The organism is Bradyrhizobium altum, from assembly GCF_020889705.1.
Classification (GTDB): domain Bacteria; phylum Pseudomonadota; class Alphaproteobacteria; order Rhizobiales; family Xanthobacteraceae; genus Bradyrhizobium; species Bradyrhizobium altum.
On record NZ_JACMYP010000001.1, the window covers coordinates 43,423 to 62,354 of the forward strand.

General features: G+C 63.1%; 16 protein-coding genes and 2 pseudogenes. 11 read left to right on the forward strand and 7 right to left on the reverse strand.

What is annotated here, in order from left to right; all coding sequences use genetic code 11:
• Positions 1–77: 77 nt before the first annotated feature.
• On the forward strand, positions 78–1,238 hold the full coding sequence (locus H8B02_RS00165; RefSeq protein ID WP_229163914.1) for an acyl-CoA dehydrogenase family protein: 1,161 nt from the start codon (positions 78–80) through the stop codon (positions 1,236–1,238).
• A gap of 52 nt (positions 1,239–1,290) precedes the next feature.
• Here H8B02_RS00165 and H8B02_RS00170 read toward each other — a convergent pair whose 3' ends face one another.
• Entirely contained in the window at positions 1,291–1,968 is a 678-nt protein-coding gene (locus tag H8B02_RS00170) for a GntR family transcriptional regulator (RefSeq protein ID WP_229163915.1), read from the reverse strand.
• Between the two features lie 133 nt (positions 1,969–2,101).
• Here H8B02_RS00170 and H8B02_RS47730 point away from each other — a divergent pair, with 133 nt between their 5' ends.
• From H8B02_RS47730 to H8B02_RS00185, 3 genes and pseudogenes are all read left to right on the forward strand, one after another.
• A complete protein-coding gene (locus H8B02_RS47730) occupies positions 2,102–5,503 on the forward strand; it encodes a molybdopterin-dependent oxidoreductase (RefSeq protein ID WP_229163916.1) in 3,402 nt (1,133 codons plus the stop codon).
• A 51-nt stretch (positions 5,504–5,554) separates the two neighbouring features.
• Positions 5,555–7,009 (forward strand): annotated as a pseudogene (locus tag H8B02_RS00180) (short-chain fatty acid transporter).
• A gap of 401 nt (positions 7,010–7,410) precedes the next feature.
• Positions 7,411–7,599 carry a hypothetical protein gene (locus H8B02_RS00185; protein ID WP_229163917.1) on the forward strand — a complete coding sequence of 63 codons (189 nt, stop codon included), beginning with the start codon at positions 7,411–7,413 and terminating at the stop codon, positions 7,597–7,599.
• Positions 7,600–7,706: 107 nt separating this feature from the next.
• Here the strand turns inward: H8B02_RS00185 and H8B02_RS00190 are convergent, their stop codons facing one another.
• Complete coding sequence (locus tag H8B02_RS00190; protein WP_229163919.1) at positions 7,707–8,195, reverse strand: hypothetical protein; 489 nt, start codon at positions 8,193–8,195, stop codon at positions 7,707–7,709.
• A 292-nt stretch (positions 8,196–8,487) separates the two neighbouring features.
• On the opposite strand from H8B02_RS00190, the gene H8B02_RS48325 reads away from it, so the two are divergent.
• From H8B02_RS48325 to H8B02_RS00200, 3 genes and pseudogenes are all read left to right on the forward strand, one after another.
• Positions 8,488–10,086, forward strand: coding sequence for an ATP-binding protein (locus H8B02_RS48325; RefSeq protein ID WP_312000579.1), 1,599 nt, complete (start codon positions 8,488–8,490; stop codon positions 10,084–10,086).
• A complete protein-coding gene (locus H8B02_RS48330; RefSeq protein ID WP_312000580.1) occupies positions 10,071–11,531 on the forward strand; it encodes an ATP-binding protein in 1,461 nt (486 codons plus the stop codon). The genes H8B02_RS48325 and H8B02_RS48330 overlap by 16 nt, the downstream gene beginning before the upstream one ends.
• Before the next feature lie 639 nt (positions 11,532–12,170).
• A pseudogene (locus tag H8B02_RS00200) lies at positions 12,171–12,644 on the forward strand (flagellin); the annotation flags it as partial.
• A 16-nt stretch (positions 12,645–12,660) separates the two neighbouring features.
• On the opposite strand, the gene H8B02_RS00205 reads toward H8B02_RS00200, so the two are convergent.
• The 4 genes from H8B02_RS00205 to H8B02_RS00220 all read right to left on the reverse strand — a co-directional run bounded on the left by H8B02_RS00205 (position 12,661) and on the right by H8B02_RS00220 (position 16,110).
• Positions 12,661–13,554, reverse strand: coding sequence for a substrate-binding periplasmic protein (locus tag H8B02_RS00205; protein ID WP_376711578.1), 894 nt, complete (start codon positions 13,552–13,554; stop codon positions 12,661–12,663).
• Positions 13,555–13,607: 53 nt separating this feature from the next.
• Positions 13,608–13,901 (reverse strand): c-type cytochrome, encoded by a 294-nt coding sequence (locus H8B02_RS00210; RefSeq protein ID WP_229164229.1) that lies wholly within the window; start codon positions 13,899–13,901, stop codon positions 13,608–13,610.
• 70 nt (positions 13,902–13,971) lie between these two features.
• A complete protein-coding gene (locus H8B02_RS00215; RefSeq protein WP_229163921.1) occupies positions 13,972–15,636 on the reverse strand; it encodes a methanol/ethanol family PQQ-dependent dehydrogenase in 1,665 nt (554 codons plus the stop codon).
• Positions 15,637–15,864: 228 nt separating this feature from the next.
• On the reverse strand, positions 15,865–16,110 hold the full coding sequence (locus tag H8B02_RS00220; RefSeq protein WP_229163922.1) for a hypothetical protein: 246 nt from the start codon (positions 16,108–16,110) through the stop codon (positions 15,865–15,867).
• A 196-nt stretch (positions 16,111–16,306) separates the two neighbouring features.
• On the opposite strand from H8B02_RS00220, the gene lanM reads away from it, so the two are divergent.
• The 4 genes from lanM (at position 16,307) to H8B02_RS00240 (ending at position 18,551) form a co-directional block, all read left to right on the forward strand.
• Complete coding sequence (gene lanM, locus H8B02_RS00225) at positions 16,307–16,699, forward strand: lanmodulin LanM (protein WP_229163923.1); 393 nt, start codon at positions 16,307–16,309, stop codon at positions 16,697–16,699.
• Between the two features lie 340 nt (positions 16,700–17,039).
• Complete coding sequence (pqqA, locus tag H8B02_RS00230) at positions 17,040–17,120, forward strand: pyrroloquinoline quinone precursor peptide PqqA (RefSeq protein WP_009031067.1); 81 nt, start codon at positions 17,040–17,042, stop codon at positions 17,118–17,120.
• 207 nt (positions 17,121–17,327) lie between these two features.
• On the forward strand, positions 17,328–18,212 hold the full coding sequence (locus H8B02_RS00235) for a DUF6662 family protein (protein WP_229163924.1): 885 nt from the start codon (positions 17,328–17,330) through the stop codon (positions 18,210–18,212).
• Between the two features lie 102 nt (positions 18,213–18,314).
• Positions 18,315–18,551 (forward strand): hypothetical protein, encoded by a 237-nt coding sequence (locus H8B02_RS00240; protein WP_173637820.1) that lies wholly within the window; start codon positions 18,315–18,317, stop codon positions 18,549–18,551.
• Between the two features lie 3 nt (positions 18,552–18,554).
• On the opposite strand, the gene H8B02_RS00245 is transcribed toward H8B02_RS00240, so the two are convergent.
• Positions 18,555–18,908, reverse strand: a complete 354-nt coding sequence (locus H8B02_RS00245) for a hypothetical protein (RefSeq protein WP_229163925.1) — start codon at positions 18,906–18,908, stop codon at positions 18,555–18,557.
• Between the last annotated feature and the right edge of the window lie 24 nt (positions 18,909–18,932).

Here is an 18,932-nt window from a genome sequence, read left to right on the forward strand (position 1 = left end):
GCTCCGAATTTTTTTGTGCGTGCCGCGCCGCCCGCCGGCCGGTTTCCGCGCCGCTTGAGAGCGCTATTGGGTGAATGATGCGTAGCTTTACCGAAGACCAGGTCATCTTCCGCGACTCCTACCGCAAGTTCCTCGCGAGCGAGATCGCGCCCCATATGGAGGCGTGGCGGGAGGCCGGCATCGTTGACCGCAGCGCGTTCACGAAGGCCGGCGATCTCGGCTTCCTGATGATCTGGCCCGAGGAAAAATATGGCGGGATGGGCGACGAGGACTTCCGCTATGAGCAGATCATCATCGAGGAGACCGCGCGCTCCGGCTGCAAGGGCTGGTTCAACACGCTGCACAGCCGCCTGGTCGGCTCCTACTTCAAGCGCTTCGGCACCGCGGAGCAGCGCGACCGCTTTCTGCCCAAATGCGTCAGCGGCGAGACCATCCTGGCGATCGCGATGACCGAGCCTGGCGCGGGCTCGGACCTCGCGGGCATGCGGACGACGGCGGAAGACAAAGGCGATCATTTCCTGCTCAACGGCTCGAAGACCTACATCTCCAACGGCATCAATTCGGACGTGGTGATCGTGGCGGCCAGGCTCGCAGGCGCCGAGAAGAAGCACGCGATGGTGCTCTTGATCGTCGAGCGCGGCATGGAGGGTTTCGAGCGCGGCCGCAATCTCAAGAAGATGGGCATGCCGGCGCAGGACACCGCCGAACTGTTCTTCCAAGATGTGAAGGTGCCCAAGGCCAACGTGCTGGGAGAACCGGGCAGGGGCTTCTACTATCTCATGGAGGGCCTTGCCGAGGAGCGGCTGATCTCCGCGGTCGGATCGATCGCCAACGGCCGCAAGGCATTCGACATCACGCGCGCTTATGTGATGGATCGCAAGTTGTTCGGCAGGCCGCTTGCCGAACAGCAGAACACCCAGTTCCGCATGGCGGAGATGGATGCCGAAATCGACCTCGTGCAGGTCTATGTCGATCACTGCGTGGCCGAGCACAATGCGGGGCGCCTGACCAGCAACATGGGCGCCAAGGCCAAGATGATGTCGTCGGAAGTCGAGTGGAAGATGCTTGACCTCGGCGTCCAGCTGCACGGCGGCGCGGGCTATATGGATGAATATCCGATCAGCCGCATGTTCACCGACGCGCGCGTCAATCGGATCCTGGCGGGAAGCTCGGAAGTGATGCGGCTTATCATCGGCCGCGATGTCTTCTCGGAGCACTACAAGAGCATTCTGGACTAGCGGATCACAGCGACTGGCTGTCTATGACCGGTTGTCTGCCTCTCTCCGTGCGTTACGCGCGCACCTGCCTCAACGGCTCCCGGGCGTATTCCTTCGAGCGCATCAGGGCGTCGACGAAGATCGGCTCCCAGGAGCGGATGTGGCTGCGAAGCAGCGTCGGCAGCGCCTCGGTCTCGCCGGCGAGCGCGAGCTCGATCAGCCGGTAGTGCTCGGGCACCGAGGCCTGCTGCCGCTCGAGGCCGGCGCGTGAGCTGATGCCATAGAGCCGCATCTTGTCGCGCAGGCCCATCACCATCTCGGTCAAGAGCTCGTTGCCGGCGGCTGCGATGAACTCGCGATGATAGTTGCGGTCGGCCTCCAGATAGAGCTGGACGTCGTCGGTCTCGACGGCCTTGGCGATCTGGTCGGCCCAGCCGCGCACGACTGGTAGATCCTTTGGAGGATTGGCGGCGACCAGCACCGCGGCGTGCAGCTCCAGCACCTCGCGCATGTCGAACAAATTGCGTAGCTCGGTCAGCGACGGACCCACGACCTTGAAGCCGCGGTTGCGCATCGGCTCGACCAAGCCGCCGCGGCTGAGTTCGAGCAGCGCTTCGCGCACCGGCGTCGAGGAGACGCCGAGGCTCGCCGCGAGTGACGGCACCGAATACATCGTGCCGGGAAGGCTCTGCCCGGAAATGATCTCGGCGCGCACCCGCTGGAGCACCTGTTCGCGCAAATTCTGGTCCATGGGTGCCTCTCGCCGGGAGCTCCGATTCGTCCCTGATTATTACTTAGCCTTGACGCGCCCGGTAGCGTATGACGTAAATGTGTAACGCATTACAACAATGCGTCACTAGGGCTGACTTGATGATGAGACGGCGGTGAAACAGCGGCTACCCGGCTATTGCACGCTTTGTCGCTCGCGCTGCGGTTCTGTCACCGTGGTCGAGGACGGGCGCGTTGTCGGTGTAGAGGTATTGAATAACCACCCCACCGGTGGCGCGCTCTGCGCCAAGGGGCGGGCCGCCCCCGAAATCGTCGCCAGCCCGCGCCGTCTGACCGTCCCGCTGAAGCGGACCCGGCCGCGCGATGCCGCCGATCCCGGCTGGGTCGAGGTGTCGTGGGACGAGGCTTTGACCGAGATCGCCGACCGGCTCGGCAGGATCCGCGCCGAGAGCGGAGCCGAGGCGGTGGCGTTCGGCGTCACCACGCCGAGCGGCACGCCGATGGTCGACAGCTTTGAGTGGGTCGAGCGCTTCATCCGCGGCTTCGGCAGTCCCAACCTGATCTACGCGGTCGAGATCTGCGGCTGGCACAAGGACTATGCGCACGCGCTGACCTTCGGTCGCGGCGTCGGCTTTCCTGATTACGACAATGCCGATGCGATCATCCTGTGGGGCCACAATCCCGCGCGCACCTGGCTTGCGCAGGCGACGCGGATCGCCGACGCGCGGCGGCGCGGCGCCAAGGTCGTCGTCGTCGATCCCAAACCGAACGGATCGGGTCAGCAGGCCGATCTCTGGCTGCGCATTCGCCCCGGCGCCGATGGCGCGCTTGCGATGGGCGCGATCCGTCATCTCATCGCGACCGGCAGCTTCGATGCGGATTTCGTTGACGCATGGACCAATGGATCGCTGCTGGTCGATCGCGCGACCGGGCGCTTCCTGCGCGCCGACGCGCTGTGGCCGGATGGTGCGCCTGAGGCTTTCGTTCGTCTCGACGCGCTGGGCTCGCCAGAGGCTTGCGACACCCGTTACGCGCCGGAGCGCGGCGGCCAGCTTCGCGGCGCGCTGTCGATCCGTGCTTGCGACGGCCGGATGATCTCCGCGGCAACCGCGTTCGAATTGCTGGCCGAGCGCGCCGCGCCCTATACGCCGGCACTCGTCGCAGAATTGACCTGGCTGCGCGTCGATGACATCGACGCATTCAACGCGCTGCTCGCGGCCCGGCCGCGGCTCGCCTATCATTCCTGGACCGGCGTCGGTCAGCACACCAACGCCACCGCGATCGAACGCGCGATCGCGTCGCTTTACGCGCTGACTGGCGCGTGCGATCGGCCCGGCGGCAATCGCTGGCCGGTTCCGCCGCCGACGCGTGCCCTCAACGACTACAACATCCTGCCGCCGGAGCAGCAGGCCAAGGCGCTGGGCCTTGCCGAACTACCGCTTGGCCCTCCCGCGAAGGGCTGGATCACGGCGCGTGATTTCAGCCGGGCCGTGCTCGACGGCGAGCCTTACCGGGTGCGCGCACTGGTCGCCTTCGGCACTAACTTCGTCGTGTCGCAGGGCCATTCGGAGCGCAACCGCGCGGCGCTGAACGCGCTGGAATTCCAGGTTCATATCGACATGTTCATGAACCCGACCGCGGAGAGCGCCGATTTCGTGCTACCGGCCAGCACGCCGTGGGAGCACGACGCGCTCAAGATCGGGTTCGAGATCACGCAGGAAGCCGTCGAGACCGTGCAGTTTCGCCCGCGCATGGTGGAGCCGATCGGTAAAGTGAAGGCCGATTACGAGATCGCCGCCGCGCTCGCGCTCAAGCTCGGCATGGGGAACCTGTTCTTCGGCGGCGACATCAAGGCCGGCTGGAATTATCAGCTGGCGCCGCTCGGCATCGGTGTCGAGGATCTGCGCGAACATCCTGAAGGACGTCGCTTCCCGCAGGTCTTTCGCGATGAAAAATACGCCGTCACGCGCGAGGACGGAACGGCGGCAGGCTTTGCGACGCCGACACGCCGTGTCGAGATCTATTCGGAGCTGATGCTGGGACACGGGCATGACCCGTTGCCCGATCATGTCGAACCGGTCGGCAGCCCGCTCACGACAGCGGCGGACGAACGCTTTCCGCTCGTGCTCTCCACCGCTAAGAGCGGCTGGTTCGTTCACTCCTCCTGGCGGCATGTTGCCTCGCTGCGGCGAAAGTCGCCCGATCCGGCCGTCGAGATCAGCCCGCAACTCGCCGAGCGGCGCGGACTTGTGGAAGGCGACTGGGCCGTGGTGGAAACACCCGGCGGTGCCGTGCGCTTGAAGGTGCGCCTCAATGCGGCGCTCGACGAACGGGTTGTCGTCGCCGAATTCGGCTGGTGGGAAGATTGTCCGCCGCTCGGCCGCGATCGCTTGGATACGGCAGGCCTCCTCACGCACAACATCAACGCGGTGCTGCACGACGATGCGCGCGATCCGGTCAGCGGCTCCGTTCCGCTGCGCGCGATCGTCTGCGATATCAGGCGGGACCACGTGGCCAGCCGCGGTGTCTGGAGCGGCCAGCGGCGGTTCGTGGTTGGCGAGCGCAGGGCCGAGGCCGATAACGTCATCGCCCTCAGCCTGCTGCCGCTTGACGGTGGTCCGCTGCCGGACTTCCTGCCGGGGCAACACGTGATGATCGCGTTGCCTGACGCAGCGGAGGCCCGCGCCTATTCGCTGACCGGATCGGGCAACCTGCCGCAAGCGCTGTCGATCGCAGTGAAAGGACGTTTCCTCAATGAAGCGCGGAGCAGCGATGCGCCGTTCTTCATGCCGGATCGTCTGCATGGTCTTGCCGTTGGAGACCAGGTTCTGCTGGAGCCGCCGGGTGGCATCTTCACGCCGCCATTGAAGGGGCTGCGGCCGCTGGTCTTCCTCGCTGCCGGCATCGGCATCACGCCGTTCATCAGCCATCTCGAGACGCTGCAACATACAGCGCAACAAGATCGCGTGGCCGAAGTCCTGCTGCTCCACGGCTGCCGCAGCAGTCGCGAGCATCCGTTCGCGCGACGGCTCGCCGAGCTGGAAGCCAGCACACAGGCGCTGACGCGGGCGATATTCTATTCGGCCCCGTTCGCGCAGGACCCGGTCGCTTCGCAGTCGTTGCGCAAGGGGCGGCTCGATCTCGAACGGATCAGGCCGCTGTTGGCACGACGTCCGCTCGTCTACATCTGCGGCTCGCCGGATTTCGTCGCGGCGCAGATCGAGGCTGCGGTGGTGCTCGGTATCCCGCGATTCGACATCTTTGCCGAAAGCTTCGTGTCGCCGCCGTCGGTGCCGAGCGATCTTGCGCCGCGAACCATCCGGCTTGCCAACAGCAAGCAGTGCTTCTCGTGGGGACCGGAGCAGGGGACGCTGCTCGACGCCGCAAGTGCGGCGGGCGTCGCGCTGCCGAGCGGCTGCCGCGTCGGGCAATGCGAAAGCTGCGCGGTCGAGGTGGTCGATGGGGAATTCGCCCATCTCGGCCCTGTCGACGGGAGCGAGGGGCACTGCCTCGCCTGCCAGGCCGTGCCACTCACCGACCTCACGCTCGCGCTTTGATGACCAATCACGATTGAAGGCCAACCGCATCACCGGAAGGGGATCAGATTGATGACGAATGCAACGCACGACCAAACCGTGAGCCTGCGAAAACCTGTCGCTGATAACATCATGGCGCGATTTTCGCAGGCCCTGGTGGTGTTCGCGGAGCGCTGGTTTCCGGATGCGTATGTCTTTGTCCTGATCGCCGTGATCGCGGTTGCCGCAGGCGCGATCCTGCATGGCGGTTCGCCGCTCGCCGTCAGCCGCGCGTTTGGCGACGGATTCTGGAATCTGATTCCCTTCACGATGCAGATGGCGCTGGTTGCGATCGGCGGCTACGTCGTGGCGATGTCGCCGCCGGTTGCGGCCGTGCTGGCGCGGCTCGCGAGCGTGCCGAAGACCGGGCGCGGCGCGGTGGTGTTCGTCGGGATGCTGAGCATCTTTCTCTCGCTGCTGAACTGGGGCCTGAGCCTGATCTTCTCCGGCCTGCTGGTGCGGGAGATCGCGCGGCGTACCGATATCCGGCTCGATTATCGCGCAGCCGGTGCGGCTGGCTATCTCGGGCTCGGTTGTGGCTTCACCCTCGGCATCACGTCGTCGGCCGCGCAGCTCCAGGCCAATGCCGGCAGCATTCCGGCATCGCTTCTGCCGATCACCGGCGTGATCGGCTTCTCGGAAACCATCCTGACATGGCAGAACATGGTCACCGTCGCGATGGTGAGCGTCGTGTCGGCGGCGATCTGCTATTTCACGACGCCGGCTCCCGAGCAGGCGAAGACCGCGGAAGACCTCGGCGTTGCGCTCGGCGATGATCGCATCGAGGCCAGGAAGCCAGCCCGTCCGGGCGACTAGCTGGAACTCAGTCCACTGCTGACGATCCTGATCGCCCTGCTTGCCGCCGGCTGGTTGTGGCAGACGTTCCAGTCGGGCAATCCGCTGATCACGCTGTCGGGGCTCAACACCTACAATTTCGTCTTTCTCATTCTCGGCATCGTGCTGCACTGGCGGCCGCGCAGCCTGATCGAGTCCTTTTCCAAGGCGATGCCGAGCGTCTCCGGCGTGCTGCTGCAGTTTCCGTTCTACGCCGGCATCGCGCAGATCCTGACCAAGGTGCCGAACAGCAGCGGCACGACGCTGTCGGACACGATCGCGCACTGGTTCGTCGGCGCCTCCAGCAATTCCACTGTGTTCTCATTCCTGGTCGGAATCTATTCGGCGCTGCTCGGCTTCTTCGTGCCGTCGGCCGGTGGAAAGTGGATCATCGAGGCGCCCTACATCATGAAGGCGGCCAACGACATCGGCGCGCATCTGGGCTGGACGGTGATGGTCTACAACATCGCGGAGACGCTGCCGAACTTCATCAACCCGTTCTGGATGCTGCCGCTGCTCGGCATTCTCGGCCTGAAGTCGAAGGATCTGATCGGTTACACGTCGGTGCAGTTCTTCATTCACTTCCCGATCGTGATGCTGCTGGCCGCGATCCTGATGGCGACTTTCACCTATCACCCGCCCATCCTGCCCTGAGCGAGTGCGGCCGGGCACCATGACGCACGGTGCCCGGCCAGCGTCTGCCAATTCCGCTGATCGCAACCGTGATCGCCAAATCTCTGCTGTTTTGCAGGCCGGCGCGAATGGGGCATCGCGCCGGGGGGTGATCTTTGGTTGGTCATTTCATTGACCGCCGTGCGATTCGGCCGAATATTGATCCGCGCTATCCCGCGTTGTCCAAGGTCACTGCCATGAGACACTACCACCGCAGCTTGATGTCCGACATGCGAAGCCGCATGCAGCATCGCTGCGTCTCGGCGGCGACCGGCGTCTGTTGTTGATCGCTTAGACGATCCCAAGCACCCGACAATCAGACAGGAGCGCCGTCATCCGGCGATCGAGCACGCATGTCCCAAGCCCAAATTTCCAAAGCCCAAATGTCTCAAGCTTACGTCATCGAAGTATCGGATCGAACCGCGGGTATCGTTGTCAGCGACGCCAGCGGCTTCTGCTTCTTCTCCTCGGATCGCGCCTTTGACGGCCTCGACGGCGGCTATTTCGGCTCCGCTCGCGCCGCGGAGCGTGCGGTGAGGGCGCTGTTGCAGCAGCGCCGACCGGCGTCATAGATCATCCCCCACGGCATCGCCGGCGCGCCAACGTTGTTGCGGCTGCCACCAGGCAGCCGCGCGGAGTGCAATACCGTCGTGCGGAAAATGCCGCCTGCGATCGCGGATCAGGCCGGGCAAACCATCGTCAGCAGGAGGAGCGTTGGCGGCTGATTGTCGCCATTGGCGTGTTCCCAGGTCAGCAGAATGTCATGCCGATCGGCGTTCGGCGCATTCTTGTCTTTCTCTTTTACGTCGATCTTCATCGGGATCGGCGGTTCGGAGTTGAAGCACTTGCGGACGGCGGCATCCAGCAGCGTGCATTTCGTCAGCGGTACGACGCCGGCCTCGTCCTTGGAGAGGGCTGCGGTGCTTGCTTGAGTGGCCAGGTCCAGGCGTGCCTTGCCCATCTCCTTCTGCCACAACTTGCCGCTTCCGCCAGGCCATTGGTGCCTGGGCGACAGGATCGGCTGGTATTGGCCATATTCCAGCGTCTCGATGTCGACGAGATCCGACGCCTTAAGTATAGCGACGCTCTTGACCATGTTCTGCAAAGGATAGTAGTGCGCGTTGATATGATCTTTGAATTGCTGGTTATTGAATACTCTTCCGCCCATAGGATTTCCCTTTCATTACAACTTTAGCTTGCTCTGGTTATACATAAGTTATGCAACGCGGGGACGTCGAACGAAATCGGTCGCACGGCTCGAGTTGCGCCGTTTGATTTCTCGCGCCTCGACCTACCACTCAAGACTGTATCTCGTCCAGTTTAGCAACCTCTCGGGTTGGCGCGCGTGCGGGCAGACTGCACGTCCGGATTGATAAGCATGTCCCGATGGGTAATCTCTACTCTAAGCTGCTCACCGGGATGCTGAACTGGCGAGACCGCAGCAGCCTTTGAGAGCAGGAATGCTTTGCTTTGCATGCCAATCGACGATCGGAGCGGACGACAATTGGTGCGCCCAATGCGGTGCCGCCGTAGCCAAGCGCGTCGATCCCGACAGCGAACAGCGATTTGTGACGATCCTTCGCGCCGACGTGGTCGATTCCACGGGGCTCGTAGCGGACCTCGATCCGGAAGAGGCGGTCTCCCGCCTGGAGCCCGCTCTGGCCGCCATGCGCGGCGCGGTGCGCCAGTTTGGCGGAATCGTCAGCAAGGAATTGGGTGATGGGCTCGCCGCGGTATTTGGCGCCCCGATCGCGGACGACAACCACGCACCGCTTGCCTGCCACGCGGCGATCGAACTCGTTCGACGCGTGGCAGGTTTGGGCGATCCGGGACTTCAGGTTCGTGTCGGGCTCCATTCGGGGCGTGTGGTGGCCTACATGGTCGCCAGCGAATATTCCAAGGTTTATGAGATCGGGGGCGCCGCACAACATCTGGCGGCGCGGCTCGAAGCGGCTGCTGAACCGAATCAGGTCTACGCATCCGAAGCCTGTCAGAAGCTTGCTGAAGGCAACGTTCAGTTCGAGTTTCTCGGACGCAGGCAGCTCAAGGGGTTCAGCGAGGCTTTGCCGATTTACCGCGTGACGGGTGCAACCGACGTCTCCAGTTGGCGGGTGCGCCGGGCACGAAGCGTTGCGCGGTTCGTCAACCGGCTGAATGAGATCGCGCTGCTCAGACGGTTGGCGCAGGACGCCGGCCCGAACCGGCAAACGGCGCTCTTGATTGGCGATCCCGGTATCGGGAAATCGCGGCTGGTGCATGAGTTCGTTGACGAGCTCACCCGAGAGGGCTGGCTTCCGTTCCATGCCGAATGCAGCCCGAACCTTCAAGGCGCGCCGTTCAGTACGCTAAAGGCCCTGATGCTCTCGATCCTGGAGGGCACCGCGGCGGATACGGACGGCCTGACGAGCCTGACAGGGATTCAGCGCTCGGCCATCGACGCGGTGCTGGACCGTCCGATCTCGGATCCGGAATGGGGCGAACTGGAGCCGCATGCGCGCGGCCGCGCGATCAGCGAAGCAAGCTGTGCGATTCTCGAAAGCCTGGTTGTTCGCCGGCGCACGGTGATCCTCATCGAGGATCTGCACTGGATCGATCGCGCCAGCGAGACGGTCATGGCGGCACTCGCTTCGCTGCAGGTACCCGGGCTACTTGTGCTTCTGACCAGCAGGCCGATCGGAATTCCGGATTGGGTTGCGCGCTGTAACGCTGAAATCGCGGCGTTGCGTTCGCTCGGCGAGGACGCAGGACGGGAGATGCTGGACGACATCTTGGGGCGGTCCGCGAACATGGCCGATTTGAAGAGCCGCGTCGTGCTTCATACGGCCAGCGTGCCGCTTTTCATTGAAGAGGTTTGCCGCAGCCTAAAGGACCGTGGAGTCCTTCGCGGGCATTGGGGCGATCTGGCGCTTGCGCGTCCGGTTGGCGAGCTAGGAATTCCGAGCAGCATCCAGGGCGTTATCGCCGCGCGCCTGGATCGCATATCGAAGGAGGAGCGTTCGCTGTTGCAGATTGCAGCGGCGCTGGGCCCCATTCGACAGAATCTTTGCTGCGCGATGTAGCCGGCCTGCCGCAGGAGATCCTGCAGCGCTGCCTGGCTGCTCTCGATCGGGCCGAGTTTCTCGTGAGGATCGATGTCGAACAGGATGGCTTGATCGAGTTCCGGCACGAAATGGTTCGCCAGGTGACTTATGACTCGATGGTCGAAAAGGTGCGAGAAAGCGTCCATGCGCGTATTCTTGCGACAATGGAGGGCAGTGGGAGTTCGCATGATGAGCCCAACAGGCTCTGCTACCACGCAACGCGGGCGAAGGATTGGCAAAAAGCCTTCGCTTACGGCAGGGTCGCCGCGAGGAAAAGCCTGGCGCGATCGGCATTTTCCGATGCAGCTAACTACTTCGAGATCGCGATGACCGCGCTTGATAAGGTGCCATTTACTCGCTTGCGTGAAGCGGATGCAGTAGACATTCGTATCGAGGCGCGCACCGCGTTCATGAGCGCGGGCAAGGTCGCCGAATGGTTCGACCTTGGAAGGGCCGCGGAGGGTCGCGCCAACGCAATCGATGATATCGGGCGGAAGGTTGCGGCGATGGCAGTCAGGTCGGGGGCGCAGAACTTCTACGGCACGCCGATCGAGGCCATCGAAACCGGCGAGGAGGTTGCTCGCTTAGCGGGAGAGTGGGGCAATCCAGGTTGGCTCAACCTTGCTCAATACAGCCTTGGCCAAGCCTATTTCATTGCCGGGCGTTATCGCGACGCAGAGCAGATGCTGGGACAGGCTTGCCTCCGCCTGTCCGGGCCGGATGCCAGCGCGCCGCCCGGGACGACGCCGAAGACCCTCGAGCTGCTGTCCTGCATGATGAAGAGCGTAACCCACACGACCTTGGGAGAGATTGATACGGGGGCCGAGTTTCATCAACGCGCGTCAGCAATCGCCGATGAGAGCAACAGGCCATTTGATCGCGTTGGCGCGGGCTATAGCGGTGGTTGTCTGGCGCTCGGGCGGGGCAATCTTGGGGAAGCAGCGGCGATTCTGGAGGACGCTTTTGCCATTACACAAAAGTATGGAATTCGCCTCTTTGTGCCGGTCATCACCTGCCATCTCGGTATTGCCTATCTGGAACAGGGACGTCTCGCTGACGCGCGGGTGACGCTTGTCGAAGGTCGAGAGGAAGCCAGATCGGTGGGCTATACCTCGATCGTGCTGCGTACCTCGATCTACCTGGCGCTGGCTCTCAGCCGGCTCGGCGATGCACAGGCTGCGTTGAAGATGCTGCGAGAGGCCCGGAATACCGCCCGTCAGCAGGGATTTTCCGGCCTGGAAGCCGAGGCGTTATTCGGAGAGGCGACGATATCGCCGGCGTCAAATGAGAACGACAGGACTTCCATTCTGCATCAGTTGCGCGCAGCGATTGCGATTGCGTCGAGCAGCGGCGCGAAGCCGCTGCTGTACCGGGCTGAAGCGCTTCTGAACGGAATGATGGATAATTCTCACGGAAACGTTTGACGTAGTTTGGATGCTGCGGCGGGATCGCCGACGGCGCCTCATGTGTCTACGGCAGTTGTCGTGCATCAACGTTAACGGGCGGCCGCCGTCTAGCGGCCGCCCACGGCATGTCTGTCAGGTGAAAAGCACTTTCATTGACAACTTGGCTGAGCGCAGCCCGTGTTAGTCATTTAGTCGCGGATGGACACATGTCATCCTTTGCTCGACGATAATTGGTGCGCTTCAGCCGAAGTCTGCGTAGGTTGAGAGGTCGGCTTGAATGGACAAACCATGGTCAACCGGAGGAGCGTCGGCACCTGATCTTCGCCGTTCCCGTACTCCCAGACCAATCTGATGTCGTGCAGATCGGCATCGGGCGCGTCTTGCTTCTGCTCCGCCACATCGATCAGTATCGGAATCGGAGGCTCCGAGTTGAAGCACTTGCGAACGGAGGCGTCCAACAGCGCGCATTTTGTGGAGGGGACGACGACGCGCTCGTCGTTGGACAATGGGGTGGTGTTGGGTTGGGCGGAAAGTTGAATGCGAGCCTGGCCTACGCTCCTGTACCACGCCTTGCCAACGCCGCGGGGCCAGCTCTCCGTTGGCGATAGTATCGGCTGATACTGACCGTACTCCATTGTCTGGATGTCGATCTGATCCGATCTGTCGAGCTATGACACCGGCACGGGCTCGCTGACGGCATCAGACACCAGCTACTACAAGGGTGACAGCGAGATCGCATCGGTGCGCGTGTCGGACAGCCAGTCGGTTTCCTACGGCGTCACCGCTGATAATCCGGCCTTCGAGCAGGTCATGCGGCTGTTGAAATACGTCGGCAACCGCACGACGTTGTCGTCGAGCGATGTCTCGCAGGCGCTCGACCTCGCCAGCACTGCGCTGGATGCAACGTCGACCGTGCAGGCAAAGCTCTCGACCTCGGCGGCGCAGATCGAGACCGCCAGCACGGACCAGAGCGACTACCAGAATTTTGCGAAAACCCTGTCGACCAACCTCACCAGCGTCGACGTCGCGGCGGTGACGGCGCAGCTCTCGACCTATCAGGCGCAGCTGACGGCGTCCTATTCGGCGATCTCCAAGATCCAGAGCATGAACCTGGCGAGCTATCTGCGATAGCCGTCTGTCCCCGGCGTCATCGGTTCAGGATCTTCAGCCAGACATCGCCGAGAACGATCGGTTCGCGCGGCGCGAGCCAGGTAAGACCTGCGGTCTTGCCAAGCTCGGCGATAGTGCCTTTGGCTTGCAGGTCGGACAGCACCTTGTTGACGGCCTCCAGCAGCGCCTTCTCGGCTTCGAGCGCAACGTAACCGCGGTTGGCGCCGATCGGATAGTAATAATCCGAGGCCGTGATCCTGGTGTCGGGATGATCGGCGCGGTAGGCGTCGAACCGGCGCAGGTCGAGCAGGGTGGCGTCGAATTCACCGCGCTCGAGCTCTCCCAACAGGTCGCTACGCCCGGGAACAAGGTGGGTGATGTCTTCGATCAGCCTTCCCTTGTCGAAGGTCATCAGGATGGCATCGCCCAGCGTGCCGCTTTCGATCGTCAGGCGAAGGCCGGCGAGATCGCCGATATCGGTAACCTTGCGGTCCTTGAGCTTGTCCTTGGCCTTGGGACCGAGCACGACGGTCATCGGCGAATAGATGTAGGGCTGGCTTGGCGCTAGCACGCCGATCGGGATCCGCCGGCGGCGATCGTCGCGCGTGGCGCCATCGAAGTCCGGCAGCTTGGCCGTCGCGACGCCCGGCGTCTTCAGCGAGTCCGTGGTGAGGGCGTAGCCGCCGACCAGCGAGCATCGCCCGTCCGACAGCAACGCATTGGCTTCCAGCGCGGGGCTCGAATCCTCGTCGAGCTTGCTCTCGAACCACTGGATCTTGAGCGGCCGTCCGAGCCGCCCGGCGATGGTCTGCGCGAGCGCGACGTCGAACCCGGCATCCGGCTTGCCGCGTTGATGCGCAGACAACGGCGGGAGATCCTCGTCGAGGCATATTTTGAGCGGCGCGTCGGCCGCATGCGCTGCCGCCGTCATGGCGAGAAGCAAGGCTGCCGCGGCGCCCGCCCGGAGGGCTCTCACGGGCGCCCTCATGGGGTCCTCCGGCTCGACAGGAAGGCCCAGACGTCGGCGATCTCCTGCTCGCTCAGGATGTCGGCCCAGGGCGGCATCTTGCCGTTCTTGCCTTGCTTCACGGTGGTCACAAAGCGTGTCTTGTCGTCGGGAAATGCGCGCAGGTCCGGCGTGATGGTGCCGGAGTTGACCATGTTGGGCCCATGGCAATGCGAGCAGTTCTTGGCGTAAGTGACCTTGCCCTGGTCGGCCTGACCCTGAAGGTCGATTGCACTGGTTTGCTCTGCGGCTGCCGGGATCGGCGTGATCAAGGCCGCCGCGACGGCGGCGAAGATCGCCGCCGTCAATAGGATTACTCTCTCAGTCACGTGTGCTCCGCGCTCAGTTCTTGACCGCGAAAACCCACAGCGAGCCGCCGGGTGGGACCTTGGCAAGCCGCTCGTCGCCAGAGAACAGCGAGTAGACGCCGCCATAGCCCGAGGTGACGGCGACATACTGCACACCGTCCTGCTGCCACGTGACGGGTTGTCCTTCGATGCCCGAGCCGGTCTGGAACTGCCAGAGCTTCTTGCCGGTGTCGGCGTCGAACGCCTCGAATTCGCCGGTCAGCTGACCGGAGAACACCACGCCGCCCGCGGTGGAGAGCACGCCCGAGAAGCGCGGAATATCGCTCGGCGCTTCCCACTTCGCCTTGCCGGTCATCGGATCGATCGCCTTGAGATGGCCGCGCGGTCCGGTGCCCCATTCCCAGGGATCGGTGAGGTCCATGCCGAGATACCACTCGCCCTGCTTGAACGTCACCGGTTCGGACTTGTACTTTCCGCCGAAGGCGAGCGTGTTGGCGTAGGCGAGGCCGGTCTGCGGATTGAACGACATCGGCTCCCAGTTCTTGCCGCCGAGGATCGACGGGTAGACCGTGACTTTCTTGCCCTCACGTGCATCCTTGACGACGTCGGTCTCGATCGGCCGCCCGGTCTTCAAGTCAACTCCGGTGGCCCAGTTGACGTTCACATAGGGATTGGCCGCGAGCAGCTTCCCGTTGGTGCGGTCGAGCACATAGAAGAAGCCGTTGCGGTTGGCATCCATCAGCACCTTGGTCGGCTTGCCCTCGACATTCATGTCGGCGAGCACCATCTCGGCCACCGAGTCATAGTCGAACGGATTGTTCGGCGAGAACTGGTAGTGCCACTTGATCTTGCCGGTCTTCGGATCGAGTGCGAGCACCGAGCAGGTATAGAGGTTGTCGCCCGGACGCACCGCGGAGTTGAACGGTCCGGGGTTGCCGATGCCCCAATACACGGTGTTCAGTTCGGCATCATAGGAGCCGGTGATCCAGGTCGACCCGCCGCCCAGCTTCCAGGTGTCGCCCTTCCAGGTGTCGCCACCGGGCTCGTCCGGAGTGGGGATCGAGTGGGTACGCCAGAGGCGCTTGCCGGTCGCGGGATCCCAGCCGTCAATGAAGCCGCGGGTGCCGAACTCGGCGCCGGAGATGCCGGTGATCACGACGCCGTCGGCGACCAGCGGCGCCACCGTCATCGAGTAGCCTTCCTTGATGTCCGCAGCCTTTTCGCGCCACAGCTCCTTGCCCGTCTTGGCATCGAGCGCGATCACATTGGCGTCGAGCGTGGTGCGGAACAGCTTGCCGTCATACAAGGCGGCGCCGCGATTGATGATGCCGCAGCAGACGATACGCGGCGTCTCGGCGGGATACTCGACCTTGGTCTTCCAGATCTGCTTGCCGGTCTTGGCGTCGATCGCAATCGTGGCATTGTGGGTGGTGACGTAAAGAACGCCCTGGTAGACGAGCGGCTGCGATTCCTCGCTGCGGTCGTCGTTCAGGCTGTAATTCCAGACCGGGACCAGATTCTTGACGGTGTCCTTGTTGATCTGGTTCAGCGTCGAGAAGCGCTGAAGATTGTAGCCCATTCCATAATTGAGAACGTTCGCTGTATCAGTCGCACCCTTGACCAACTGCTCGTTGGTCTGAGCGCTTGCACCATAAGATGCAAGAATCACGAGGCTTGCGGCCAGCGCAATGCGTCTCATCATATCCTCCCAATGAACCTTTTCCGCACGCCTATTCCTGACGTTGCGGACGGAACCATCCCCCTGAAACCAAAACGGGTCAATACGAAAACGTGAACGAACCCCAGCCAGCCTCCGGAGGCCGGTCGAAAGCTTCAGGTTTTTGCTGATACGCCCGTAGCTTACCGTGGCATGGAATACACAACGCCACGTGTGACTCGCCGCTATGCCGCAGCGCGAACGGTTCGGTCAGCTCGACGGCGCATGCGGACAGGCGCTCGCACGTGGCTTGGTGCCCCGCTTGTCCGGCGGCACATTGCAATTGTCGATGCGCTGCTCGTCGGTCCATTTGCGTCCGAGCCGCTCCTTGCCGGTGAGCGTGCGCTGCTGGACACCCTCTGCCGATGGTGCAGGGGTCCTGTTCTGCGCGGACGCAGGTGCGGTCAGACCGAGCGCAATGAGGCAGCCCAACGTGGTCCTGCAAATATCGCTCATGGGTCACCTCGCTCGTTCCGGTGCAATGCCATCCGAACGTCACAGATGATCCGCGAGGCGGTTTCTTTCCACCCGAAACCCGACAGGTCTCGCTGGTTGCTCTGGCTGTGGGAAGCCTCGTCGAAGCTGCTATGGTAGCTTCGATCGCAGGGCGCGCTCCGTATCCTTGCCGGAGCGCACTCAAGGGAGACCAATGATGATTTCGCGCCGATCGCTTGCTTTGACTTTGGCCGTGGCCGTGCTGTCAGGTTCCGCTCTGGCCGCATCGGGTAGTGGCAGCGCGCTCAAGATGCTCGATCCCGACAATGACGGCAACCTTGCCGAGGCCAAGAAGGCCGCCGCCGATCTGTTCGCGAAGCTCGATCCCGATCATGATGGCACGCTCGACATCCGCGAATTGCGCGGACGGCTGACCGCGAAAGAACTGGCGAAGGCGGATCCAGATCACGACGGCACCCTGACGCTCGACGAGTATCTCGCGGTCGTCGAGCAGCGGTTCAAGGCCGCCGATCCCGACAATGACGGGACGCTGGATGCGAAGGAGTTGAAGTCGCGCGCCGGCCGCGCGCTGCTGCGCCTACTCAAATAGGTCCGTGCCTGCGAATCGTGTCGGGCGGATTCCGCCTATCGGTGCTGGATTTCGCGCATAACAAAAAAGTTGCGATTTCGCTCTTGGGCAAGACTCGGCCGGCGCAATCGGGTCTGCTTATGGGTGCGTCGCCGCCCGGCAGCCGGAAAATGCCTGACAGATCAGCGTCGGGGTTTCCCAGCCGTTTCAAAGCCGGGCGGACGTCAGCGAGCCATCGTCCGCTTCGGCATGCCCAGCAGCGAAGTCGGGTCCTTACCCGGCCGGCTTGCGCCCTGGAACAGCCAGCCCTAGCTTGCCGCGCGGCGCGACGCTTGCGCCAACTTAGACTTGGGAGAAGGAAATGGCCTGGAAAACACCGAAGATCGTCGAAGTGCCGGTCGGCATGGAAATCAACATGTACGCCTGCGCAGCGCGCAAGTAATCCGAGACAAGTAACGCGAGACAGTCTGCCCGGCTCGTGCGGCTTGCTGCATCGAGCCGCGGCAGGCGTCTTTCGCGGCCGCGATGCCGCCGCTACAATTTCCCGCAGATCCTTCCCATAAATGCGCTGAAATCGAGACCACCTGCGCGATTGGCGGGCCGTCCTGCTTTGTCCTACAGTGCGGCTTGAGGCGGTGGTCCGGGGACGATGAGTTTCGAAATCAAGCGAGGGCGTTGGGTGGGCGTGCTGTGCGCGGCGATTGCTGGCGTCGCAGCGGTGCTGCCGCTCGGCGCCTACGCCGAGGGTTTTGATACCGAGCACATCTTCGGCTTCATGATCGGGTCCGATGTGGGCGACGTCGGCGAGCGGGAATTCCAGAGCCAGAGCACCGGGCGCTTCGCCAAGGACGGCGGCCGCTACCGCGCGCTCAATCAGGAAATGGAGCTTGAACTCGTTCCGGCGCCGAATTTTCGTGTCGAGCTCGGCACGTCGTTCAGCGCGTACGATATCAACCGCGTCCCGGGCTTTGACGATCGCCGCCAATTGTCGTGGCAGAGCGTCTCGGTCGATTTTCGTTATCGCTTTCTCGATCGCGAGGCGGCGCCGTTCAGCATGACCGTCGCGTTGGAGACACGCGCCGGCCGCGTCGACGAAACGACGGCTGCGGCCGTCCGCAGCTACGGGACCCAACTCACGGTGGCATTCGACCGCGAGGTGATCCCGAATTTTGCGGTGGCGGCCCTCAACGTCAGCTATGAGCCGGAATGGACGCGGATGCCGCGCACCGGCACTGCAGAGCAGGATGCCACGATTGGCGTCGCGTTTGGGCTGATGGCCAGGGTGAGGCCGGATATCCTGATCGGCGGCGAAGCGCGCTATTTCAGGAAGTATGAGGGGATCGGCCTGGACGAGCTGTCCGGGCAGGCGCTGTTCATCGGTCCCACCGCCTATTTCCAGCTCTCGGAGCGCTCGCGCCTGACCGCGACCTGGAGCGTCCAGGCCTGGGGGCAGCGGGCCGGCAGCAATGCCGCCCTCGATCTGGTCAATTTCGAGCGTCACCAGGCGCGGCTGGTGTACGGTCTGAATTTCTAGAGCCGGATTCCCAGGCCTTGTCACGGGCCTGTGAAACCCTGACCTGGCTGATTACGTATTCCATCGTGCTATCTATTTCATGAGCACGCCTAGGGATCGCGCATGAACCCGATTGATCTGATCGTCACTGTTTGTGCCGTGCTGTCGCCCGCCACCTGCGAGGAGCAGCATCTGGTGTTCAACTGGAACGGTTCGCTGCAGCAATGCGCCATGGCCGCGCCGCCTTACATCGCGCAATGGGTTGGCGAACATCCGAAATGGACCGCGGTGCGATGGCGGTGCGAATATCCACACACCAACGATCGCGCCAGCACGGACGGCAAACCGCCGGCGGGCTAGCTGCTATTTGTTGCAGTCATTCAGATCCTTGTCGGACACCGAAAACACGGCATCGGCCTTGATCTCGATGTCGCGAACGAAGCACTGCCTGGCGCCGCTGTAGCCGACCTTGGCATCGTAGCGACCGGGCTCGACGCCGGTGATCCGCAAGCGTTCGTCGTGGTCGACTTCCTTGTCCTTGTCGTTGAGCGTCTGATTCGGGCCCCACTCGTTCTTGCCCGCCGGTGACAGCTCGAAGCTCGAAATCGTGGCGCTGGTCAGATTCCACAGCCGTATGCCCTTGCCCTTGCTTTGGGCGAGCGCTGTCGCCGGCAGGACAAGTAACGCAACAGCAACAGCAATCAACGCACGCGCCATCCAACCTCTCCCTTACGCTTTCGT